The 23,324-nt window shown below is 43.2% G+C and carries 21 protein-coding genes; 9 read left to right on the top strand and 12 right to left on the bottom strand.

Annotation, left to right across the window (positions count from 1 at the left end; all coding sequences use genetic code 11):
- Positions 1–3 precede the first annotated feature (3 nt).
- The 4 genes from VK179_20795 to VK179_20780 are packed head-to-tail and all read right to left on the bottom strand — an operon-like array spanning position 4 to position 4,015.
- Positions 4–1,494 (bottom strand): FAD-dependent oxidoreductase, encoded by a 1,491-nt coding sequence (locus VK179_20795; protein HLO61201.1) that lies wholly within the window; start codon positions 1,492–1,494, stop codon positions 4–6.
- Positions 1,481–2,551 (bottom strand): beta-ketoacyl synthase chain length factor, encoded by a 1,071-nt coding sequence (locus VK179_20790; protein HLO61200.1) that lies wholly within the window; start codon positions 2,549–2,551, stop codon positions 1,481–1,483. The genes VK179_20795 and VK179_20790 overlap by 14 nt, the downstream gene beginning before the upstream one ends.
- 1 nt (position 2,552) lies before the next feature.
- Positions 2,553–3,743: a beta-ketoacyl-[acyl-carrier-protein] synthase family protein gene (locus VK179_20785; GenBank protein HLO61199.1), complete on the bottom strand. Its 1,191-nt coding sequence runs from the start codon at positions 3,741–3,743 to the stop codon at positions 2,553–2,555.
- Positions 3,743–4,015: a phosphopantetheine-binding protein gene (locus VK179_20780; protein HLO61198.1), complete on the bottom strand. Its 273-nt coding sequence runs from the start codon at positions 4,013–4,015 to the stop codon at positions 3,743–3,745. Before VK179_20780 ends, VK179_20785 begins: the two co-directional genes overlap by 1 nt.
- 185 nt (positions 4,016–4,200) lie before the next feature.
- On the opposite strand from VK179_20780, the gene VK179_20775 reads away from it, so the two are divergent.
- Positions 4,201–4,875 carry a hypothetical protein gene (locus tag VK179_20775; protein ID HLO61197.1) on the top strand — a complete coding sequence of 225 codons (675 nt, stop codon included), beginning with the start codon at positions 4,201–4,203 and terminating at the stop codon, positions 4,873–4,875.
- Here VK179_20775 and VK179_20770 read toward each other — a convergent pair.
- The 8 genes from VK179_20770 to VK179_20735 all read right to left on the bottom strand — a co-directional run bounded on the left by VK179_20770 (position 4,872) and on the right by VK179_20735 (position 14,697).
- Entirely contained in the window at positions 4,872–6,149 is a 1,278-nt protein-coding gene (locus VK179_20770) for an ABC transporter permease (GenBank protein HLO61196.1), read from the bottom strand. The genes VK179_20775 and VK179_20770 overlap by 4 nt on opposite strands.
- A 2-nt stretch (positions 6,150–6,151) precedes the next feature.
- A complete protein-coding gene (locus tag VK179_20765) occupies positions 6,152–6,904 on the bottom strand; it encodes an ABC transporter ATP-binding protein (GenBank protein HLO61195.1) in 753 nt (250 codons plus the stop codon).
- Positions 6,901–7,905, bottom strand: a complete 1,005-nt coding sequence (locus tag VK179_20760) for a BtrH N-terminal domain-containing protein (protein ID HLO61194.1) — start codon at positions 7,903–7,905, stop codon at positions 6,901–6,903. Before VK179_20760 ends, VK179_20765 begins: the two co-directional genes overlap by 4 nt.
- Positions 7,895–8,326, bottom strand: a complete 432-nt coding sequence (locus VK179_20755; GenBank protein HLO61193.1) for a hypothetical protein — start codon at positions 8,324–8,326, stop codon at positions 7,895–7,897. Before VK179_20755 ends, VK179_20760 begins: the two co-directional genes overlap by 11 nt.
- A gap of 103 nt (positions 8,327–8,429) precedes the next feature.
- Complete coding sequence (locus VK179_20750; protein ID HLO61192.1) at positions 8,430–9,566, bottom strand: beta-ketoacyl-ACP synthase III; 1,137 nt, start codon at positions 9,564–9,566, stop codon at positions 8,430–8,432.
- A gap of 93 nt (positions 9,567–9,659) precedes the next feature.
- Positions 9,660–10,571: a hypothetical protein gene (locus tag VK179_20745; protein HLO61191.1), complete on the bottom strand. Its 912-nt coding sequence runs from the start codon at positions 10,569–10,571 to the stop codon at positions 9,660–9,662.
- Between the two features lie 290 nt (positions 10,572–10,861).
- Entirely contained in the window at positions 10,862–11,611 is a 750-nt protein-coding gene (locus VK179_20740) for a LytTR family DNA-binding domain-containing protein (GenBank protein HLO61190.1), read from the bottom strand.
- Positions 11,612–11,622: 11 nt separating this feature from the next.
- A complete protein-coding gene (locus VK179_20735) occupies positions 11,623–14,697 on the bottom strand; it encodes a two-component regulator propeller domain-containing protein (GenBank protein ID HLO61189.1) in 3,075 nt (1,024 codons plus the stop codon).
- A 193-nt stretch (positions 14,698–14,890) separates the two neighbouring features.
- Between VK179_20735 and rlmD the strand changes: the two genes are divergently transcribed.
- From rlmD to hisA, 8 genes are all read left to right on the top strand, one after another.
- On the top strand, positions 14,891–16,270 hold the full coding sequence (gene rlmD / locus VK179_20730; protein HLO61188.1) for a 23S rRNA (uracil(1939)-C(5))-methyltransferase RlmD: 1,380 nt from the start codon (positions 14,891–14,893) through the stop codon (positions 16,268–16,270).
- Between the two features lie 295 nt (positions 16,271–16,565).
- On the top strand, positions 16,566–17,426 hold the full coding sequence (gene hisG / locus VK179_20725) for an ATP phosphoribosyltransferase (GenBank protein HLO61187.1): 861 nt from the start codon (positions 16,566–16,568) through the stop codon (positions 17,424–17,426).
- Positions 17,427–17,486: 60 nt separating this feature from the next.
- Positions 17,487–18,767, top strand: a complete 1,281-nt coding sequence (gene hisD / locus VK179_20720) for a histidinol dehydrogenase (GenBank protein ID HLO61186.1) — start codon at positions 17,487–17,489, stop codon at positions 18,765–18,767.
- A gap of 5 nt (positions 18,768–18,772) precedes the next feature.
- Positions 18,773–19,801, top strand: coding sequence for a histidinol-phosphate transaminase (gene hisC / locus VK179_20715; GenBank protein ID HLO61185.1), 1,029 nt, complete (start codon positions 18,773–18,775; stop codon positions 19,799–19,801).
- 161 nt (positions 19,802–19,962) lie between these two features.
- Positions 19,963–21,072, top strand: coding sequence for a bifunctional histidinol-phosphatase/imidazoleglycerol-phosphate dehydratase HisB (hisB, locus tag VK179_20710; GenBank protein ID HLO61184.1), 1,110 nt, complete (start codon positions 19,963–19,965; stop codon positions 21,070–21,072).
- Between the two features lie 4 nt (positions 21,073–21,076).
- Positions 21,077–21,946 (top strand): formyltetrahydrofolate deformylase, encoded by an 870-nt coding sequence (gene purU, locus VK179_20705; GenBank protein HLO61183.1) that lies wholly within the window; start codon positions 21,077–21,079, stop codon positions 21,944–21,946.
- A gap of 49 nt (positions 21,947–21,995) precedes the next feature.
- On the top strand, positions 21,996–22,595 hold the full coding sequence (hisH, locus tag VK179_20700; protein ID HLO61182.1) for an imidazole glycerol phosphate synthase subunit HisH: 600 nt from the start codon (positions 21,996–21,998) through the stop codon (positions 22,593–22,595).
- On the top strand, positions 22,592–23,320 hold the full coding sequence (gene hisA / locus VK179_20695) for a 1-(5-phosphoribosyl)-5-[(5-phosphoribosylamino)methylideneamino]imidazole-4-carboxamide isomerase (GenBank protein ID HLO61181.1): 729 nt from the start codon (positions 22,592–22,594) through the stop codon (positions 23,318–23,320). Before hisH ends, hisA begins: the two co-directional genes overlap by 4 nt.
- The last annotated feature ends 4 nt before the right edge of the window (positions 23,321–23,324 follow it).

Genomic DNA, 23,324 nt, shown 5'->3' with positions numbered 1-23,324 from the left:
CTTTCATGCGCTTTTTATCTTCTTAACCAGGTATCCCTCGTCAATCAGGCCTGAGCAGGTAACAACCGAACTGATTGTAACCCCTAGAATACCATGCACATAGTTATTCTGACCGGTAAGGAAGAAATTCGGAATATGTGTCCTTGGCAATATCAGGGTTTCCAGCGGACGGTTGAAGTCCTTTACAATGCCATAAGCAGATCCGTTGCGGGTGCCTGTATAATCCCTCCATGTTAGCGGTGTTGAGGTATAATAGGAATCAATATGTTCCCTGAATCCCGGGAATTGCTTTTCAACAGAATCAAGCAGTATCTCAGCCTTTTCATTCTTGAATTCAATATAATCATCGCCGCGTTCGCCGGTGAAAGTATTTTCCCATTTCTGAACTTCCTTATAATTCATATAAGTTATTACCGAACCGCTCTTTGCAAATTGGTCATCCCGTGTCATGGCTACCGGCATGTAAAGATAGTTCTGTGGCCAATGCTCAGAACGGTAATCCGAAGCAACCCATGTATTATCCTGGTTAAAATGGTAAAAATTATAATTGTGATAAGGAAACGATTCTTTTTTAAATACAAGATACAGGGTGAACATCCCCATAGTATCTTCCAGGCTTTTAATCCGGGTTGTATAGGTTTTTCTGAGACTGGATGGCTCTACAATTTTCAATACTTCGGCCGGATGAATGTTGGCGATAAAATTTTTACCGTGAACCTGTTCTCCATCTTCAAGCTCAACAAATGATGCCCTGCCGTTTTCAAGACCAAGGCGTGCTACTTTTCGTTGTTTAAGGATAGTTCCCCCGTTATCGGTAATATTATTTGCAAGAATATTCACTAACAGATGGCTGCCGCCTGCAATGCGCCAGGCACTTTCGATGAATGAATTATTAATTAGAGCGTGAATATAAAGGGGCGTGTAATTGGCTGTTCCGGAATACAGCATGCTGTTTCCGGCAAGTATATTTTGCAACCTGGGATTGCTGATTACCGATTTAATGTAATTATAGGCTCCCTGGTTGAGACTTGTATTGTCGATAATATTGGAAGGCGCACCAGAAAAAGTGTACAGCGGGATAGCCATACATATGTCATGGATTTTTTTCAGGTAGGTTTTAAGTCCGTCCTTTTCACCCGGAAAATCGCTGATCATTGCTTCCAGGAAAGATTCAGCGCCCATGGCAAAGCGGAATTGACGATCGTTAAAGCTGATAACTTCAAAGCCTTTCTCGTCAAGTTTTTTGAATGTGAGCCTGTCAGTCAGCCCAAAATACTTGAAATACTGGTTAAGAACCTGCCCGGAGCCCAAACTTTCAGTATAGTTCAGACCTGTATTGAAAATGGTTCCCCTGCGGCCGAATGTTTGCAATGACCCCCCCAGCTTATGGTTTTTTTCGATAAGACATACCTTTAAACCTTCCTTGCTCAGAATATTACCGCAGAGTAACCCACCCAGGCCTCCTCCGATTATAATTGCATCATAAACGGCCATGTCTCAGATAAATCAGCGAATGTTCAGAGTTTTTAACCTGATTATATATCAATATGTTTTTGACATCCTTTTTGTTACTGCTGTTCAACTTTATAACTTCAGGAATCTGACCATCCTCAAGAATCAAGGAGCCAACCCAGAGTGCAAATGCGGAGGATGTATAATATTCACCGCACAGATGTTTATAGTACATATGTGTTTTATTCTTAAGAAACCCGGCCATCAGCTCCTCATAATTGCTGTCGTATCTTACATCACCGTTCAATCCGAATAAAACTCCGTCAATTTCGTTTGCCGGTACACCGGTATCCCGGAGGAATAGAATGATCTCATGCTCTACGGTTTGGGCCGGGGCATTTTCAGGCGTTAAGAAGGTTCTCACTCCTTCGATTACTGCACCTTCCTGCGATGAATCGGCTGAAAGCATGAAAAAGCAGGAACCTTCGCCGGCAATGGTTCCGTTTGATTTTTCGTCAAGCAGTTCCAGGTTATTGACCGGTTGCTTCCAGTCATCGAGGTAACTGTGAAGAAGCATGAAATCGTCAGTACATTCATCAATGCCTCCCACCAGCACATTCGCAGCTTTGTTTTCATGAATCAGCATGAGGGCATCCTGTACCGCGCTTTCGAACGAGAAACCACGATGGCAATATGTTGTATTGTAATTATGATTTTTAAGCATAAGCGAAATCTGCGCAGCAACAGCATTATGCGTTGAATTGATAAACGGAAGCACACTGGTCACGTGCTCTTCATTATCAATCACATCCATCAGAAATTTTTCGAGATTGTCGATACATCCAAGGCCTGTCCCCACAATAATGCCATCCGGACTGATACCTCCGGCCCGGTTTATACAAAGCAGGGAAGATGCAAGTCCCATTTTAAGTATCCTTGGCATTCTCCTCAGCTGCAGCGGATTTATGAGGTTCCTGTATTCGGGTTCAACGCAAACAAGCCTGTTGCTCAAAGTCTGACACACCTCAGCAGGAAAGTGCATTGCGCTATGGCTTAGCTGCGGTGAAATAACACCGTTTGATTTAATCAATGCCTTCATGTCAGACCTTTGAAAAGATAAGTGTTGTGTTACTGCCTCCAAATCCGAATGAATTCGACATTACGTTTTTCACAACCGCCGTTTCCGTTTTTATTTGCGGCTCAAAATCCAATTCAGGCATCCGTTGACTGAAATTGAGCGCCGGCAAAAGAAGATTGTTCTGAATGGCAAGTGCTGAGAAAACAGCTTCTACAGCGCCAGCAGCACCCAATGTGTGGCCAGTAAAACCCTTTGTTGAACTAACAGGCGGAATTGCACCTGAAAAAACCCTGCCAATGGCTGTTCCCTCTGAAAGATCATTTATTTCGGTGCCTGTACCATGCGCATTGATATAGCTTATTTCTGATGGTTGTAATCCGGCTGAAGCCAGTGCCTGGCTCATAGCCATGGCTGCCCCCAATCCTTCTTCGGAGGATGCAGTAGCATGAAATGCTTCATTTACATTTGCATAACCGGTTACTTCACAGATAACTTTTGCAGGATCGGCGGTTTTTTCGGATTCAAGGACAAGGAATGCGGCACCCTCACCTATTGTAAGTCCGTTACGGTTCATGTCAAAAGGACGGCAACCGGTTGGCGATAATATTTCAAGGGCGAAAAATCCGTTCAGCGTAAAGCGCGTAAGAGAGTCGTTACCTCCTGCAAGAACCCGGTCAACCAGGCCGTTCTTTATCATTCTTGACCCTGTAAGAATGGCATTTGCCGATGAGGAGCAGGCAGTTGAAATCGTTGTAATATGCCTGCGAATTCCGTGGTATGAAGCAACTTTCTCTGAAGAATCGGAGCTGTCAAACAAACGGATGTAATCTTTATATTCACTGCTGCTGAGAAGTGATTTATAATACTTCTCGTTATAATCCATTCCGCCTACGGTGGTGGCAAAAACAGCCCCTGTGCGTTTTTCCTCCGCATCTTTCCATCCTGAAGATGCAAGGGCCTGCTTTGAGGCTATGAGCGAAAGCAGCGAATTACGGGTATAGTCTTTTTTTGAATTGTTCAAGGCAGCCAGCAGGGCCAGTTCTGAATCACTGTACCTGATTTGGGCAACAGGAATATTATGATGCACCGACTCAAACAGGGATAACGGTCCGATTCCCGATTTCAGCGCAAACAACGATTTGAGGGTTTCTTCCGTACCGTTACCTATCGCCGAAATTATGCCCAGTCCGGTAACAAAAACCCTGTGATTCATTATTTTCCCTTATTTCTTTCGGCCATTATGCATTCGGCCATGGCCCTAACATTGCGCAGTACATTGCGCCTCTCCTTGGGATCTTCCACTTTAACACCATATTTGCGTTCCATGAGCAGGATCAGCTCAAGCGCATCAATTGAATCGAGACCAAGGCCTTCGACAAAAAGAGGTGTGTCAGCATCAAAATCATCAGCAACCACATCTTCAAGTGAAAGGGCTTCTATAATATCCAGTTTCAACTGTTTGATCAGATCATCAATTTCTGCCATAAAAAAATACTTTTACGTCCTGAAATAAATTCCAGGTTCCAGGTTCTTAAGCAATTATACTATGAGGTCAGGTCAGAATTCAGGCGTGCAATTTAAAAAAAGTAATTAATATAGTCCTGTAACGCAACTAAATATTATTTGGTTCATCTTTATTTGTAAATTAGGTTAACAAACCGGAATATAGTATGAGAAAAGTATGGTTCCTGTTCGTGATTCTGGTCCTTTTCAGAACCGGATTGTATGCGGGCAATCCCCCTGATCCCAATTGGCCGAAAAACAGTATTTCGTTTAACCTTGTCACTCCTTTTGATCTTAATTTTCCACGGTTCAGGCTGGGATATACGAACTTTTTTTCAGATCACTGGTCACACTCCATCCAGGTCGGCTTTGGTTCTCACATGATTTTTCCTGATTCTACATTTTACTACAACCATCCGCTCGAGGATAACTATAAGCTTTGGGAGATCAGGTCCGAAGGCAGGTATTATGTTTCAGGAATGCGGGAACATGTTATGCCATATGTGGGCCTGGATATTTTTTACATACACCACACGCAAACCATGCACAACAGTTCGTTTATAGCCACAAACGGAACGGAATGGACGTATGGGACAGCGGATTATTTGCGCCGAAAGGCAGGATTTAACATAATCGGGGGTGCTGTCTTCAGAATGAATCGGATACTTGCCATTGAGACATACGGGGGTGTTGGTGTCAGAATGCGAAACAATTCCTATTACAATGTGGAAAGTTTAACACCCGGGGAAAAGTGGTTTGAATCCTTGAATTATTATTACAAAGAAGGCGTCCACTGGACCTATAATCTCACCTGCGGAGTGCGTATATCCTTTATGTTTTAGGAGCGGTTCTTTTTGCTCTGATGAAACCACAAGGCAACCAACAGGCAAAAAGCAGCAAAAAGAATTAGCCAGAAGCTGTAATGAATTACCTGGCTCAGCATCGCATTCCGCACCAGTATATCGTAAAAACCGTTCAGGCCCCAGTTCAGCGGAGATGCTACACTGATTTCCCTCATAAAGGGTGGCATAATGAATACAGGGACCCAGATTCCGCCAATGGCGGCAAGGATCACGACTGAAATAGATGCGAATATTGCGGCCTGCTGGTGTGTTTTGGCAATTGTGCCTACAGCCACTCCATAACTTACGGCAGCCAGGGCTGCAGAAATGGCTATAACTGAAAGGTTCAGCAGTTTTCCGGTAATATCAAGCCGGGGTAACCCGATCAAAGGGAACAGATACACACCCATAAGCATGATCAGCAGGAACTGGATAAAGCAAATGATGAGATTTACAGCAATCTTACTCAGCAGGATTGTTGCATACGTGCATGGCATCGTCAGCAGTCGGTCAAGGCTGCTGTCTTCCCTTTCCTTAATCATAGCGCTCGCAAACGGAATCACGATAAAAAACATGGCAAACAGCGTCCAGGCTGGTATATTATGCTGAACCGCATTGGGAATAACGGTCTGGTTATTTCTGGCCACATATTCTTCTTTATAAATCACAGTCTCCTGCCTGATTTCATTCAGGTTAGGAATGTTGATCATCATTCGGTTGCTTATTTCTTTAGTCAGTTCATTCAAAACGATCCGTGATTCAACCTGCGCTGTGTACTGCCTGATAGAACCCTGTAAAGTGGAGCGCATCGAGTTTTTCGTAGCCGGGTCAACGTACAGCATAATGACAACCTGCTCATTCCCTGGCTGAGCGCTTGAATCGCCCATGAATATGCGGTTTACGTTGTGTTTTACCTTTTCACGGATCAGCGATGTGGCGCTTTCAGGTATAACAATACCAATCTGGTATTTGCCGGAAGCTACCGCTTCTTTTACCTGTGCTTCAGAAGGAGTTTTACCACCGATCTCACGGTGTACATTGAAAAAACCGGAATTGACAATTTCTTTCTCGATGGCAAGGCCCAGTGAATCGGTATCGTTGTTTACCATCACCAGATTGATCCCGCTTTCATTGATTGCTTTAAAGGTATTATTCTGCAGGCTTGTCATGATCAAAACAAGGGCCATAGGCATGATAAACAGCATGGCAAGTCCGCCCCTGTCCCTGATCATAACCAGGAAATCCTTATAAACCAGTTTTGAAAATACTTTCATAATTAATCTCTCAGTTCCCTGCCGGTCAGGTGGAGGAATATGTCCTCAAGTTTAGAATCAATCCCGTGCTTTTTGCGCATTTCCTGAAGGGTACCTCTTGAAATGATATTGCCTTCATCAATAATGGCAATATCGGAACACAGGTTTTCGGCCTCTTCAAGATAATGTGACGTATAGACTATGGTTGTACCCGTCCGGTTAATTTCAAAAAGATTATCAATGATGACTTTTTTCGATTGCACATCCACACCAACCGTAGGCTCATCAAGGAAAAGGATCTTAGGATCATGAATAATCCCGGCAATCAGGTTTATCCTGCGTTTCATGCCACCTGAGTAAAAACCGGTTTGCTGATTTTTACTTTTTTCAAGTCCGAACACTTCCAGCCATTTATTAATTCTTTTTTTCAGATCGGAACCGCTCAGTCCGCAGATTCCTCCGTAAATCGTGAGATTTTCAGTAGCTGTGAGCGTTGGGTATATGGCTATTTCCTGTGGAACAACCCCGATTATTCTTTTGATTTTACTTTTCTCCGTATGAAGTGAGTAACCACCAATGGTAACTGAACCCCCTGAAGGAGGTAACAATCCGCAAAGTATCCGGATCATTGTTGTTTTGCCGGCGCCATTAGGCCCAAGAAGTCCGAAGATCCTCCCTTCCGGAATGTCCAGATCGATTGTGTTAAGGGCAGGCCGCGGACTGTTCTTATACCACTTGCCCAGCTTTTCGATATGTATGACGGGAGGTGTGTTCATCGAACTGAAATATCCTTCAGCTGCTGAAACACGTGCTCTTCACGGTCGGCAATATACATGAGCCTGTCAGCAAGTGAATCATAGGTAATATTGGCATTGTCACGATTCTTAAAACAGCGGGCTGCCATTACGGCAAACTCCCGCCACGCATCCCCTGTTGCAGTCATTTCAACGCTGACATCATTTAACCAGCGCTTGTTAAGTCTTTCAGCACTTTCCTGCAGAAAAGCGGCATAAATAAACCGGAATCCTGCTCCGCCTGTTCCGATCTCTTCCAGCATGCGGATAACCTGTCCCAGATTAAGGATGGCCATTTTCTGACCGTATTTCTCAGGCCATGTGCGCATTCGTTTGGCGAGAAAGCGAATCCCTTTTATTCCGAACATCGGCACCGGGATTCCAAGCATGTCTTTTGCCGTTTTATTGATGCCCGTTATTATTGCTGAATTAATATCAATATTCTTCGGCACATGGGTAATATGGTACATTCTTCCTTTTGGCGGATAAGTGCCATGTGCAAAGCGAACCCTGACCAGCTCGTCATATGTAAGAGTTTCAATATGCTCCATTATGGGATCGCTGATTAGGTAATGGCCGTTTTCCCTGCCAAAAACAGTAAGGTTATGGGCATTGAAATGGAAACGGTATTCTTTAGGAAAGTAAGGCAACTGGAAAACACCGACGAGCATACCAGTAGGAATTCCCTTGTTCAGCAGGTCATCCAGTTCTTTCATGGAACTGTCCGGATTGGTGAATTTTTTACGTTCAACTTTTATTCCCAGGCGATGTGTTACCCTTTTGAATATCCATCCCGGCAGCACCCTGAAAGATGTAACAGGCATGCCGTTAAGTTTATAAAAGGGCATATGGGAAAAGAAATAACCCGAGCCGATACCGAACACCATCGGTTCACTCAGCTTTATTCCGTAATAATTCAGAAGATTGGATGTTACACCGTTTTCACAATGAGCCGATTGTTTATGCTGAAAGTCAATTTTCATGACCGATTTTAACCTCCCTTATTTTATTCACATCTGACAGTTCACAGGGTGCCATTTTAAATGCTTCGGCATACCTGGAAAGCACCTCCGGTTTCATCTTTAAAAAATTCTTCATTTTAAGGTGTCTTTTCACCTTCCATTTTGAAATGCCGGTATAGCTGGATAATATGTGAACATCCATTATATTCAGTTCCATATAAAAAGCCACAGGACTTAAAATGCCAGCCAACACAAGGTTTCTTGCATTCTCAGCCCGTTCGTAAACCACATCCCAGGCAAGCGACATCGCTTCATTCTTGGGCGCCCAACCCTGGCTTTGCCTGCTAATATATTTACCGTCATTACCAACGGCATAACTCAGATCGCTGATCCTTCCCTTAACAAGGTACCCTTTATCCTGTGGAACTTCATCAATTTTCATACTTTCCGGCTATAATTGTTTCCGGTAATTCTAACCAATTAAAATCTGAAATTGTTCTGATAACGCTTAAATATCGGACAATGTGCATCTAAAAAGGATTCAATTAACAAACTGTCAGAAGTGCATAAGCATAGGTAAACCGGGCACTTTCAGGAACCTGGATAAGGATTTTCTGACCTTTTTTTAATTCCTTTGTACGGATGAGTTCCTCAAGCATCAGGATGAATGAAACCGTGGCCACATTGCCTACAGTGGTAAGATTGGTAAACCATTTTTCTTTGGGAATGGGAATACCAATCAGATCAAGCTCCTTAAATATTGCATCCCTGAAAAACTCGGATGAAAGATGTGGAAGGAAATAATCCACTTCATGAATGTCAAATTTCCTTTCTTCAAGGACTTCTTTCAGAAATCTGCCGCCGATCTGAACTATGTTTTCGCCCAGCATACGGGTATCCTGCTTCAGTGAAAATATCGATTTATTCAGCCAGTCTTCGGCTTCAAACCTGCACCATCCTCTCAATTGTCCATCAGCGTCTTTATCAGCACCTGCATACATACAGGTCTCCTTTTCGCTGGCATATGACCTGATTTCAATCCACTCAATTTTCAAGGGATGTTTTCCTGCCGGTTTATTTTCAATAAGCACAGCTCCTGCGCCATCCGAAAGCATCCAGCGCAAAAACTCCTTCTCAAAAGCAATAAGAGGATTTTCCTTCAGTTTAGCTTCGTTTTCGGATTCCTTTTCAAAATATTTTGAGAGCATCCAGTGCGAAAGTATTTCAGAACCTGTAACAATACCGTTTTGTGTATTGCCTGCCAGAACAGATAAATAGCCGAACTTCAAAGCCTGGATACTGGCACAGCATGAACCTGCAAAGGATGCGATTTCAATTGCCGGAATGTCAAGTAAGCCATGAACCATGGATGCCTGCGACGGCATGATCTGGTCGGGTGAAGCGGTACCACAGGCCAGAAGTTGTACATTTTCCCTTTTAAACCGGTCGTCAAACAATAAATTGACTGCCTCAGCCGCCAGTTCCGCATTGCTGTGTGTGGGAATACCTCCTTTTTTAAGAGCATAATGCCGGTTTACAATGCCGTTGTTTCTCAACACTATCCTCCGGGCCTTTGAGGGCCTGTTATCGATCATTCCAAGGTATTCTTCCATTTCATCATTAGAAACAGGGCTGTTAGGAAGGTACCTAGTAATGTTGGTAATGAAAACCTCGTTTGACATACACTAAAATAAATGGAATGTTACTGCGTCAGGGCCATCCGACATTGACGATTCATACAAAAGTGCAAAGCTAAAAAAAACAATCATACGTGATTAAAGCGATTGATATAAAGATATCTGTTTTTTAATAGTGTTCTTCCTGAAGGGTTTTATGACCCTGTAGAGGATGGATGCAAACGGAGACACAAGATACAGCACGGCAAGCAGATAGTATTTGAATAACCGCACTCTCACCAGTCGCGATTTTTCTCCGTAAGAACCTTTCTTTAATATAAAAGAAGACCATATCCTGAAAAATATAATCCCTCTTTTTTCAATCATCACAACAGATGGATCCACATCTACGGCACCCATGGATATGAGCCGGGGATGAAGCTGGTCATAGTTCCCGGTTTTTACACTGTCAAGAATTGTGGCTCCGTATTTTGATGCATTGGCAATATCGGCATCTGAAACTCCTGCCGGAGGAATGATTTTCATATACCTGTCCTTTTTGCCTTTGAACATCCACCGGATAATCGAAATGACGCTCAAAAGGTTGGCGGCCCGGTCAAACAACAGGATATTCCCTACAAGTCGTCCGCCACAATCCTTAATGTAGGTTTTAATTGTGTTTTGGGCCATTACCCACATATTCCGGCTTCCGATAACTGTTATCACAGGTTTGCCGTTGAGCAATTTTTTTGCTGATTCACTCCTGAAAAAAGCATGGGTCGGAATTGAGGGGGAAAGATACCATGGCTGCCAGGCTACTATGACAAGATCGAAGTCCTCATTTTCATTCACTTTCAGTGGTTCCAGTTCGCAAGGTATGCCCTTAACGGATTCCGGCATAGCCTGGAAAAACTGATCCGATGTCCATGGAAAAGGAAAAGCAGGTTTCGGCTTTAATTCTTCATAGGTTACCTGAACATCGGCATCAGCTATGATGCCTGACATCAACGAATCAACAATTTCTTTAAGCTGACCCGTTTGGGTATAATACACAACCAAAATCTTTTTCATGGAGAAACAACACGATTTGATTATAAATGTAAAAAGATTTTTGGATCAGCGGAAAAATAAAACCGGTCCGTTAGAGATTCCCGACTGGACCGGTCTTAGGTAGGAAAGCACAGATGTTTGAGTGTTCGGTAGTGCCAAAATAATACATTAAATGGTCGGTTATATGAGTTTCCTTACCAAAAGTGGTATATTTCCAATGGAATGGGAGTTTGAGCTAATAAACATTTTGGCCTGAAGGCCCATTATCTTTATTGGTAATTAAATCCCCGGCCTTCGGCCGGGGCTAATGACTACCTTCTCTTCTTGAACTGCTCCATGAACTTTTGCTTGAAGGCATTGCCCAACGGGCAACTTATATTTTGCGTAAGAATGATTTCACCCTGGTTGCTGTAGCTTTTTATATGTTTTGTATTCAGAAGAAAAGAATTATGCACTCTTATAAAGCCATGACCGGTAAGCAATTCCTCATAATGCTTCAGGTTCTTGGAACTTGTAATTTTCCCTTCGCCCTTAATGACAAAATGTGTACAGTAACCGTCTGCTTCACAAAGAATAATATCCCTGGTTTCAATCACCCTGAAGCCGGAGCTGTCCGATACAACAATCTGGTTGAAATCGTCCTGTCGTAAGGTAAGGTATTCAATCAGCTTTCTGAGATTCATTGTATCCAATTCGGTTGAAATTTCAGATTTGACCTTATTTACAGCCGATTTCAGATCATCGATCATGACGGGTTTCAGCAGGTAATCAGTGGCCGAGAATCGGAATGCTTTAATGGCATATTCGGCATAGGCTGTAACGAAAACAACACGAAAAGTAATTTTTTCGAACATTTGCAGTAACTCGAAGCCGTTTTTGCCGGGCATTTCGATATCAAGGAAAACAAGATGCGGATTATGCTTTAAAATCGCACTATATGCACTCTGTGCAGAATTACAGGAAGCCACAACTTCCACATCGGGACAAAAATCGCTGAGGTATTTAACGAGGGCCTCTCTTGAGGGTTTTTCATCATCGGCTACAATGGTTTTGAGTATCATATGAGATTGGATTAAGGAGTTCGGATTCTGGAAGGAATGTCAATTCTGACAAGGGTACCGCAATTTTCCTCAGCAGGATTCAGATCATCAATTACAACATTGTAGCTGGTTCCCTGCAAATTATTGATGATCTGCAAACGCTCCCTGATAAGGCTGATACCGCGGGATTTTCGCACGTTAACATTGTTTTTAAGTGCTTCTGATTGCTTTCTGCCGATGCCGTCATCCGAAATCAGGCAGTACAATCCATTTTCAGGCGTATAAATAAATCGGATGCTTAAAAATCCTTTATGCCTGAGACTCCGGACTCCATGCCAGATGGCATTTTCAATAAAAGGCTGAGCCATACCCGGAAACACTTCCCAATGATCAATGAATTCTACTTTCGATGTATCGATTTCATACGTAAATTTATCTCCGAATCTAAGGTATTCAAGGGCCAGGTAATCACTGATTGTTGCTATTTCTTCGGCCAGAGGTATGTAGTCCTGAGCCATGTTGTTAAGGAAAGCACGGATAAGCTTTGAGAAATTGGCAATATACCGGTTTGCCGAAATGCGGTCGCTTTTAGCTATAAAGTAATTGATTGAATTCAATGAATTGAAAATGAAATGCGGATTCATCTGTCCGCGGATGCTTTCAAGTTTGAGATAATGCTGCTTATTCAGCTCCTGCATCCGGATGCGGCGATTGTATAAATAAATCAGATAACCTGCAATGGCTAAAAACAATAGTATGAGGAGAATGAGAAATGCCGAGGTCTGATAAAAGAACGGAGGAATTGTAACCAGTAAAGAAACGTGGTGTACCCACTCTCCGCTGTTGCTGGTGGACTCCACTTCAAAAAGATATTTGCCCGGTTTAAGTCCGGCAAAATTAACCCGTCGCTGCAGATAACCCGTTTCTACCCAATTATCCGATTCTCCTGATAACCTGTAACGGTATGAGATTTTTTCAGCATTTCGGAAATCGATAGTTGCAAATGAAACACCGAAATTGTTATCTCCTTTCTTCAATTTGACTTCATTGCATTCATATACCGGTTTATCAAAATACCTTGAAATTCCTGAAGATGTAAAATCGGTTATGATGAGCCTTTGGCTGCTGCTCTCGGGCTCCAGTTCAAGGCTATCCGGGTAAAATGAAACCACCCCGCCCATTCCGCCGAAATACATTTCACCGTCTTTAGCCATAAAGGCCGCATCTGAATTAAATTCATGGATTTTAAGGCCGTCAGTATATCCATAAATTCTGAATTTACCCGTCTCCGGATTGAACCTGGAAATTCCATTGTCGGTTGTTATCCAGAAGATATCATTTTTATCCCTGAGGATGCTGTAAGTTGTGTTATGGGAGAGGCCGTCAGCCGTAGTGAAATATTTAACTTTACCCGATTTCGGGTCAAAATTTTCAATTCCTCCACCCAACAGCGCAAGCCAAAGGGTTCCATCCTTTCCGAAACTAAGATCTTCAATGGAATACAACGTTTTGCCGATTGGATAAATGGTTTCTACTTCATACCGGTCGTTTAACCTGATTATTTTACTATTGCTGCCAGCCCATATGTTTCCTGCTGAATCAGAATGAATGCAATATATATTATCACCATCATGACTCCAGATTTTTCTAAAAGGCCTGCTTTCATCCGGGGTGTAAAGAAACAGGCCAATGGTGCCAATTAATAATCTGTTATTCCTGTCGAGATATAATACCCTGAATCCATAAGGAACTGAGTCAAAACGAGGTTCTTTTCCTAAATAGATATATTTAGTCCGGTATGATTTGTCGAGATAATCAAGGCGGCTGTGCATATATCCAAGCCATACACCGCCTGAATCAATTGCCATTGACCTGGGATGAACTGATCTGAGCGCATCACTGTCGCTTAATAAATTAAGCTTACTAATCGTTCCGTCTGTTTTAAGACATGCCACGAAATTATTATTTTGCGAACCAATCAGCAGATTTTTATTTTTATCACGGACAACGGAATAAACCATTGAGGATTCTCCTTTATATTCTGTAAAATGGTGTCTGAAATAGTCCGGAGTGACATAATAAGCATGAAGACCCATTCCAACACCGTCCTTATTATAGGTGCAGTACCAGATTGTTCCATCCTTGTCGAGTAATAAAGATCTTGGAAACGAAGCAGCATCAATATCGACAGTATATTTTGTACCAGTAGGTGAATAAACGATAATACTGTTTCTGTATTTATACCAGTTTGTACTTTTGAACTCATTTATGCAAGGCTGATCGGGATAATTAAGATTGAACAACTGTGTCTCAGATTTCAGCGGCATGCATCCATAGTTTGATAATAACCAGGGGTGACCTTTTAAATCAAGCGCTATTTGGGATAAATAATGCAATCCATTGGGCATAATAAGGTTTGTCCTGGAAATAAGAGGGACTGCATCTGAAACAATCACTTTCTTGTTCACAAAATCATAAGTGCCTTTGACGTATTTGTCAGGCAGGCCAATCCAAATGTTATTATAATTGTCGAAATCAATAGTTTCTATTACCCAGTCACCTTTTAAAAAATGGGCTGAATCAATGATTTTAATCCGGAAAAACTTTCCGGTTGAATTATTATATTCTGCAATTCCCTTGGTTCCGCCAATCCATAATTCACCCGATGGGTTAACCTTAATTGTATTCAACCCTATTTTCATAAGAACACTATCTTCGTCCTTACTTATCGTATTAAAATGGTCTTCTGAACGGATGTATATACCAACAGCATTTATTGCAAAAATCCAGACATTATTATGCTTGTCGACGACAACATTTTGCACGCTGAAAAAGGGAATACTGGTGGAATCATTCGGATTATGATAATAATTTCGGAATTCATACCCGTCAAAGCGACTCAGACCATCCCATGTGCCAAGCCATAAGAATCCGGAACTGTCCTGGGCAATCGACATAATTGAATTATGGCAAAGCCCGTTCTCAATTGTATATATCTTTTCAAAGTAATTTTCCTGCCCAAATAAAAAATTGAGCGGATAGAGCAGGATTGCTGCAAGCACAACCTGTCTGACTGGTATACAGGCAGGAACATGTGGGCGGATCATGGGGTCTGGTAAAACATATTAAATATAAATATTTTTTTCACTAATCCTATCCCTGCCACCCCGTCGGGGTGGTTTTGTGACTTTTGTCATGTTTTTTAATGCCGTATTTCAGCCATGTATTTGTTTTACTGTTAATTAACTTATCGGGCTTTCTTACCACCCCGACGGGGTGGGTACACCCCGACGGGGTGGTATGGATTTACTAAAAGTCTATCTTTGGGGCATGAACGCACAGGAAAAAGTAGTTAGGGGACCGGTAAAGGCCGGGCAGATCCATTCTTCCGGAAAAGTTGTGGCTGAAATTGGCGGAAAGAACTATTTCCTGGATGGCGGAATTCCGGGTGAGGATATTCTGTTTGTTTCCGGAAGAAGAAAGATGGGATTCAGAACGGGTGATATCACTGAAATAGTTGAACCGTCTCCGTTCAGGATACATCCTTATTGCCGGCATCATGGAGAATGTAACGGATGCAACTGGCAGCACATTGACTATTCGCATCAGCTTGAGCTCAAACGCAGAATTTTGCTAAATGCGCTTGAAAAATACGGAATTGAGGTTGCTGAAATTCCTGCCGTGATTCCGTCTCCTTCAGTCAGTCATTACAGGCACAGAACTGAATACACATTTTCTGCGCGCAACAATGCTTTCGGATTTCATAACGGGGAAGCCGGGGAAGTGAGCGACATAACCGAATGCCAATTGCAGCCAGAACCAGCCGGCAGCATCTGCCAATTTGTGCGGGAATACATCAGGACTGAAAACCCGGGGTTGTATGATCACAATCAGAAAACAGGCTTCCTGAGGAGTTTTTCCATAAGGATCAGTACAACCGGCGAAACCATGGTAATTGCCGGATTCGGTGAAGACGATCCATCAAAAAGAAATGCATTCCTGCATGCCCTGCAACAAAATTTCCCGGTAATAACTTCAATTAACTGGACAATCCATGAGTCACCACGGCACAGCCAGATGCAGGGAACAATTCATTCAACCGGAAAAAGTGTCCCTTATATTTTCGAAAAAGCGGGTAACCTTGATTTCAGGGTCCACGCCGGCTCTTTTTACCAACCAAATCCGGCGCAGGCTTCAGTTATATTTTCAAAAGTAAGGGAATGGGCTGACTTAACAGGAAATGAGCTTATTTACGATTTGTACACAGGGGTGGGAACCATTGCCCTGTATCTTGCAGCTTCTGCAATGAAGGTTATCGGCATTGAAGGATCAGCACAGGCTATTGAAGATGCAACAGAAAACGCCCGAATTAACGGTATTATTAATGCAGAATTTATAACTGGCGATATTCTTGAAACCTTCAGACCGGAGTTTCTGAAAAAGCATGGTAATCCGGATGTAATTGTACTTGACCCTCCCCGATCGGGTACTCTCATTGAGATAAAGAAAACGATCAACAGTTCGGGTGCAGCAAAAGTTATTTACCTGAGCTGCAATCCGGTGTCACTTGCCTTTGACCTGAAACAGCTTACCGAAGTTTATAGAGTAAACCGTATTCAGCCTTTTGATATGCTGCCTAATACACACCATTTGGAGACGCTGGTTATGCTGAAGCGATAAGCAAACGTCATTGCGAACCCGGTTCCTACGGGTGAAGCAATCTGCCAGCACAGGCAGAGCGAAAATTTTGTTTTTAATTAATATATTTAATCAAGCTCTCGCAATGATGAAAAAAATTTATTATATTTGCATCCGAATAGTATAAATATGAAACATAATACGACACATCATCACCATCATAAGCCGTGAAACGGACAATGGCAGTATGTGTCTCTAACAATATTTAAAGGGGTTTGCAATACTGCAAGCCCCTTTTTTTATATCGGAATGCAGTAAAATAACACGATAACAAACCATGGAAAAATTAAAGATCGCCATTCAGAAAGAAGGCAGATTAAGTGAAAAATCGCTTGAACTTATCCGCGAGTCGGGCATACGCCATAACCAGGACAGTAAAAGAAAGCTTATATCAATAGGGGATAATTTCCCGGTTGAGATCCTTTACCTTCGTGATGATGACATACCGCAGTATGTGGCCGATGCCGTGGCAGACATTGGTATTGTGGGTGAAAATGAAGTAATGGAACGCGATAAGCCGGTATCCATCGTAGAGAGGCTCGGTTTTGCCAAATGCCGTCTTTCGCTTGCCATTCCTCAATCGGAGACATACGGTGACCTTTCATGGTTCAACAATAAAAGAATTGCCACCTCTTACCCTACCATTCTCAAAAAATTTCTTGAAAAGAACAATCTCAATTCCGAGATCCATGAAATCAGCGGTTCGGTTGAAATCGCTCCGGGAATTGGCCTGGCCGAAGCCATCTTTGATATAGTTAGCACCGGAAGCACGCTTATTTCAAACCGTCTCAAGGAAATTGAAGTAGTAACCCGTTCGGAAGCCGTTGTTATCGCCACTCCTCATCTAAGCGAGGGAAAAAAGAAAATACTCTCCGACCTGCTTTTCAGGTTCCAGGCTGTTCGTATGTCAAAGAACAATAAGTACATACTTCTGAATGCACCTAATGAAAATCTCGAAAAAATAGTCAGCCTTTTACCGGGTATGAAAAGCCCAACGGTATTACCTTTATATGAGAAAGGATGGAGTTCGGTTCATTCCGTTGTAAATGAAAATGAATTCTGGGAAATAATCGGAAAGCTGAAGGAATATGGAGCCCAGGGTATACTTGTGATCCCTATTGAAAAGATGATTGTTTAGGGATTAAGTAATAAGGTGATTAAGGGATTAGTGATTAGTGATTAGTGATTAGGAACCGAAATGAATACAATAAAATATCCTGAAAGAAGTAAGTGGCCGGAAATACTAAGTCGTCCGGTGATGAAGCATGCCCAGATCGATTCACTTGTGATGCCGGTTATTGAGGATGTGCGTTTGCGCGGAGATAAAGCATTGTATGAATATACATCCAGATTTGACAAGGCAGAATTAACAGCTCTCGAAATTTCAGCTGAGGAATTCGCCGAAGCCGGAATATTTGTCTCCGACGAGCTTAAAAATGCACTTTCGGTTGCTATAGCTAATATTGAAAGGTTTCATGAAGCCCAGCGTTTGCAAAAGCAGGTGATTTCAACTATGGATGGCGTGGATTGCTGGCAGAAAGCCGTCGCGATCCAAAAAGTGGGGTTATATGTACCGGGAGGCTCTGCCCCTCTTTTTTCCACAGTTCTGATGCTTGCCATTCCTGCCCGCATTGCCGGGTGCAGTGAAATCGTGCTTTGTACGCCCCCGTCACATACAGGCAAAGTATATCCCGCTATTTTGTATGCAGCAAAAATCACAGGTGTCACCAGGGTGTTTAAAGTTGGAGGTGCCCAGGCAATAGCTGCCATGGCTTATGGAACTCAAACGATACCTGCTGTCCACAAGATTTTCGGGCCGGGTAACCAGTATGTGACTGCGGCCAAACAGATCGTTTCCCGCAACAACGTAGCCATCGATATGCCTGCCGGTCCGTCAGAGCTTGCTGTTGTTGCCGATGAATCGGCTAATCCTGCATTTGTTGCTGCCGATCTGCTTTCACAGGCTGAACATGGAACCGACAGCCAGGTGCTGCTTATTTCCCCGAGCGAAGACATGGCAAACAGGACGATGGCAGAAATTGATAAGCAGGTTGAACAACTACCCCGAAAGGAAATTGCTTTAGGCGCGTTAAAAAACAGCAGGGCAATCATACTGCATCAAATGCCTGATGTGATTGAAATGGTAAATGAATACGCTCCTGAACACCTTATCCTTGCCACCCGGGATGCCATGGCGCTTGCTGAACGGGTAATCAATGCAGGTTCAGTATTTATCGGGCATTATGCTACTGAAAGTGCCGGCGATTATGCCTCAGGCACCAATCATACCCTGCCCACAAACGGGTATGCAAAAATGTACAGTGGAGTGAACCTCGACAGCTTCACGAAAAAGATCACCTTTCAGCACATCAGCAGAGAGGGTCTTGAAAACATCGGGCCGTCAATCATGACAATGTCTGAGAATGAAGAACTCATGGCTCACAGGAATGCCGTTTCTATCAGGTTACAACATAAATGAATAGTATGAATATCAAAGATCTCATAAGGCCGAATATTGCTTCACTGATTCCTTATTCATCCGCACGCGATGAGTATAAAGGTGAAGAGGCCATTTTCCTCGATGCCAATGAAAATCCGTTCAATGCCCCGCTAAACCGTTATCCTGATCCGCAGCAGCGAAAACTGAAAAAGAGAATTGCTGACATTAAAGAAGTTCCTGCAGATTGCATATTTCTGGGCAACGGCAGTGATGAGGCCATTGACCTGCTGATCCGTGCCTTTTGTGAACCCGGTAAAGACAATATTGTGAGCATAAAGCCCACATATGGCATGTATAAGGTGTGCGCCGACATTAACAATGTGGAATACCGTGAAGTTCTTCTGAACAAGGAGTTCCAGCCGGACGCAGATGCTCTTCTTGCAGCATCGGATTCAAACAGCAAAATTTTATTCCTGTGTTCGCCCAACAACCCTACTTCAAACAGTCTGAACAGGGATGACATGATACGACTTATCCAGCAGTTCAAAGGTATTGTTGTGGTTGATGAGGCGTATATCGACTTTTCTTCATCAGGATCGTTATCGCCGTTGCTTTCAAAGTATCATAACCTGGTATTATTGCAGACGTTCAGCAAAGCCTGGGGAATGGCTGGTATCAGGCTGGGATTTGCTTTTGCATCTGTAGAAATTACCGAGGTACTGACCCGGATCAAATATCCTTATAATATCAATGTTCTCACCCAGCGAACGGCTCTGGAATACCTGGCCGATGTGACCCGGAAGGACGAGTGGATCAGGAATATTCTTAAGCAGAGAACTCATCTGAGCAACCAGCTATCGAGATTGCCCATGGTAAAAAGCATTCTTCCCAGTGATGCCAATTTCCTGATGGTTAAATTTGATAATCCCCGTGAAGTGTTTTCATACCTGGTTTGCAAAAAGATCATTGTTAGGGATCGGTCGAAAGTAAGCCTGTGCGAAGGCTACCTTCGGATTACAGTTGGCTCGGAAGAAGAAAATAATGCGCTGCTGGAAGCGCTGAGGAGGTATTAGTGAAGAAAGATGCTGGATGCTGGATTGGATACTGGATACTGGATGCTGGATACTGGATGCTGGATGCCTGCGGTCCCATGTGTCCCATAGGTCGCTTTGGTCCCTGAAACGAACACTGAACACCGAATTAAGATTTGAGTCGATTTAAGAATATAAAGCACATGAAAAAAGCCCTATTCATCGACCGAGACGGAACGCTTATCGTGGAGCCGCAGGATGATTTCCAGGTGGATACCCTTGACGAACTTGAATTCCTTCCCGGAGTGATCCGCAACCTCTATCTTATCCGTAAGAACCTGGATTACGAACTGGTGATTGTATCCAACCAGGATGGATTGGGAACAGCCGGTTACCCTGAAGAAAACTTTCTCTCCGTGCAGGGGAAAATGCTGAATGTGTTTGGAAACGAAGGAATCCGGTTTGACAATGTGCTGATTGATCGTTCTTTTGAATCGGACAACCTCCCCACACGCAAACCCGGAACCGCCATGCTCAAACACTATATGAACGGTGATTATGATCTGAAAAACTCCTTTGTTATCGGTGACCGTCAAACGGACATTCAGCTGGCCAGGAACCTCGGTACAAAGGCAATTTTCTATGCCCATGAAGGCAGTGTGATTCCTGAATTAAAGCAAAACGAGTGGCAGGTAAAAAGCTGGGATGAGATTTATAAAATTGTAGCCACAGGCATCCGGAATGCATCTGTTACAAGAAATACAGCAGAAACTCAGATCAACGTGCAACTGGATATTGATGGCACCGGCCAATTTGATATTCATACGGGAATAGGATTTTTCGATCATATGATCAGCCAGCTGGCAAAGCATTCGGGCTGCGATCTGAAAATAAATGTAAATGGCGACCTTGAAGTGGATGAACACCATACAATTGAAGACACGGCCCTGGCCATAGGAGAAGCATTTCTAATTGCCATGGGAAATAAAAAAGGCATGGAACGCTATGGGTTTGCGCTGCCTATGGATGACTGCATGGCACAGGTGTTGATTGATTTCAGCGGAAGGCCCTGGCTGGTGTGGGATGCTAAGTTTTCACGTGAAAAAATTGGTGAAATGCCTACTGAAATGTTCATGCACTTCTTCAAATCGTTTTCCGATGCAGCCCGCTGCAATCTGAATATTAAAGCGGAAGGTGAAAATGAACATCATAAGATTGAAGCCATTTTCAAGGCACTGGCACGGTCGATAAAAATGGCCGTCCGGCGTGATCTCCTTAATTCTTCACTTCCCTCAACAAAAGGAACATTATAAACCCATGACAAAAAGAAATAAAAATTCGGCCATCCTTCTCATGCACTGCCCCGATGCCAAAGGCATTGTTGCGCAGGTCACGGCTTTTATTAACGATAACAATGGAAACATCATTACGCTGGACGAGCATGTTGACCGGCATGACAAGACCTTTTACATGCGCATTGAATGGGAGCTTGACGGTTTTCTTATCCCCCAGCCAAAAATTGCCGATTTCTTCAATACTCTTATCGCCACACGCTACAATATGACCTGGAAAATATACTTCAGCGATCAGCAGCCGCGAATGGCCCTTTTCGTATCGAAGTTGTCGCATTGTTTATACGATATCCTTTCCAGGGTACACTCGGGTGAATGGGAAGTGGATATCCCGCTCATAATAGGCAATCACAATGATCTTGAGCCTGTCGCCCGCCAGTTCGGTATTCCTTTTTTTCATATTGAAAAGAATGAGTCGAACAAAGTTGAAATGGAACAGAAAGAGCTTGACCTGCTAAAAAAGCACCAGGTTACTTTTGTAGTACTTGCCCGCTATATGCAAATCATAAGTGATGATTTTATCAGCAATTACCCGAATGCCATTATCAATATTCATCACTCCTTTCTTCCGGCATTTCCCGGAGCACGGCCTTATCATTCTGCTTATGAACGCGGGGTAAAGATCATTGGAGCGACAAGCCACTATGTTACCTCTGAACTGGATGCCGGACCGATAATCGACCAGGATGTGGTAAGGGTATCGCATCGTGATTCAATCGACAGGCTGATTATGAAAGGGAAAGATGTCGAAAAACTTGTTTTGTCGCGCGCCATTTTGCTGCACCTGAACCGGAGGATTCTGGTGTATAATAATAAGACGGTGGTGTTTAATTAGGTCACCCTGACATCTGAAAACTCTTTACTTAACAATCTGTTATTAAATCATGAAGGTAGCCATCATTAAATACAACGCAGGAAACATAATGTCAGTGGATTACGCATTGCAGCGGCTTGGCATTTCGGCTGTGATCACCGATGACTTTGACGAAATAGCCTCAGCTGACAAGGTTATCTTTCCCGGCGTTGGTGAAGCCAGCACTACGATGTTATATCTCAGGGAAAAGAAAATGGATATATTGATTTCCTGCCTGCGTCAGCCGGTGCTTGGTATCTGCCTGGGTCTGCAATTGATGTGCAAATATTCCGAAGAAGGTAACACAACCTGTTTAGGTATTTTTAGTGAAGAGGTGAAGAAGTTCACTGTTAACGACACGGAACAAAACCGGGTCAAAGTACCTCATATGGGATGGAATAAAGTATATGATTTGAAAACTCCGCTTTTCTCAGGTGATTTGGGAAACTCATATACGTATTTCGTTCACAGCTACTATGCTGCATTGGGTCCGGAAACAATAGCATCGTGTAGTTACGGCACAGCCTTCAGTGCGGCCCTGCACCGTGATAATTTTTATGCGACACAGTTCCATCCTGAAAAAAGCGGGAAACCGGGTCATCGCATACTTGAAAATTTTATTGCATTATGATAACCATAATTCCAGCCATTGACATAATTGGCGGCAAATGTGTGCGCCTTGAGAAAGGCGATTACAGTCAGAAAAAGGTATATGATGAAGATCCTCTTGATGCCGCTCTCAGGTTTGAGGACAAGGGGCTAAAGCGGATTCATATCGTGGATCTTGACGGCGCCAGGTCAAGTCATGTAATCAATTACGGACCTCTTGAGAGAATCGCTTCACGAACATCGCTGATCATCGATTTTGGCGGCGGTATCAAATCCGATTGTGATTTAAAAACAGTTTTTGACAGCGGGGCTCAGATGGCAGTGATCGGCAGTATTGCCGTTTCTGAAAGGGACTTGTTCCAGGATTGGCTTTTTGCTTATGGCCCCGAAAAAATTATTTTGGGAGCGGATATCCGTAATGGCCTGATCGCTGTGTCGGGATGGACAGAGACAACCGATATAGGGCTTTCTGATTTCCTGAATTTCTATAAATGCATGGGCATCAAAAACGTCCTGTGCACTGATATTTCCCGTGACGGTATGATGCAGGGATCATCGGTGGATTTGTACACGCAGATGGTTAAGGATTTTCCCACCATGCAAATTATTGCAAGCGGCGGAATTTCTTCTGCCGATGAAATCCGCAACCTTGAAAAAGCCGGAGTTGCAGGAGCCATAATCGGGAAATCGCTGTATGAAGGAAAGATCAGTTTTGAAGATCTTAAACCCTTTCTTTCTGAGTCATAATTCA

The sequence above is a fragment of the Bacteroidales bacterium genome, from assembly GCA_035299085.1.
GTDB lineage: Bacteria > Bacteroidota > Bacteroidia > Bacteroidales > UBA10428 > UBA5072.
The sequence above is the reverse complement of the archived record's forward strand: the minus strand, read 5'-3'. Positions and strand labels throughout refer to the sequence as shown.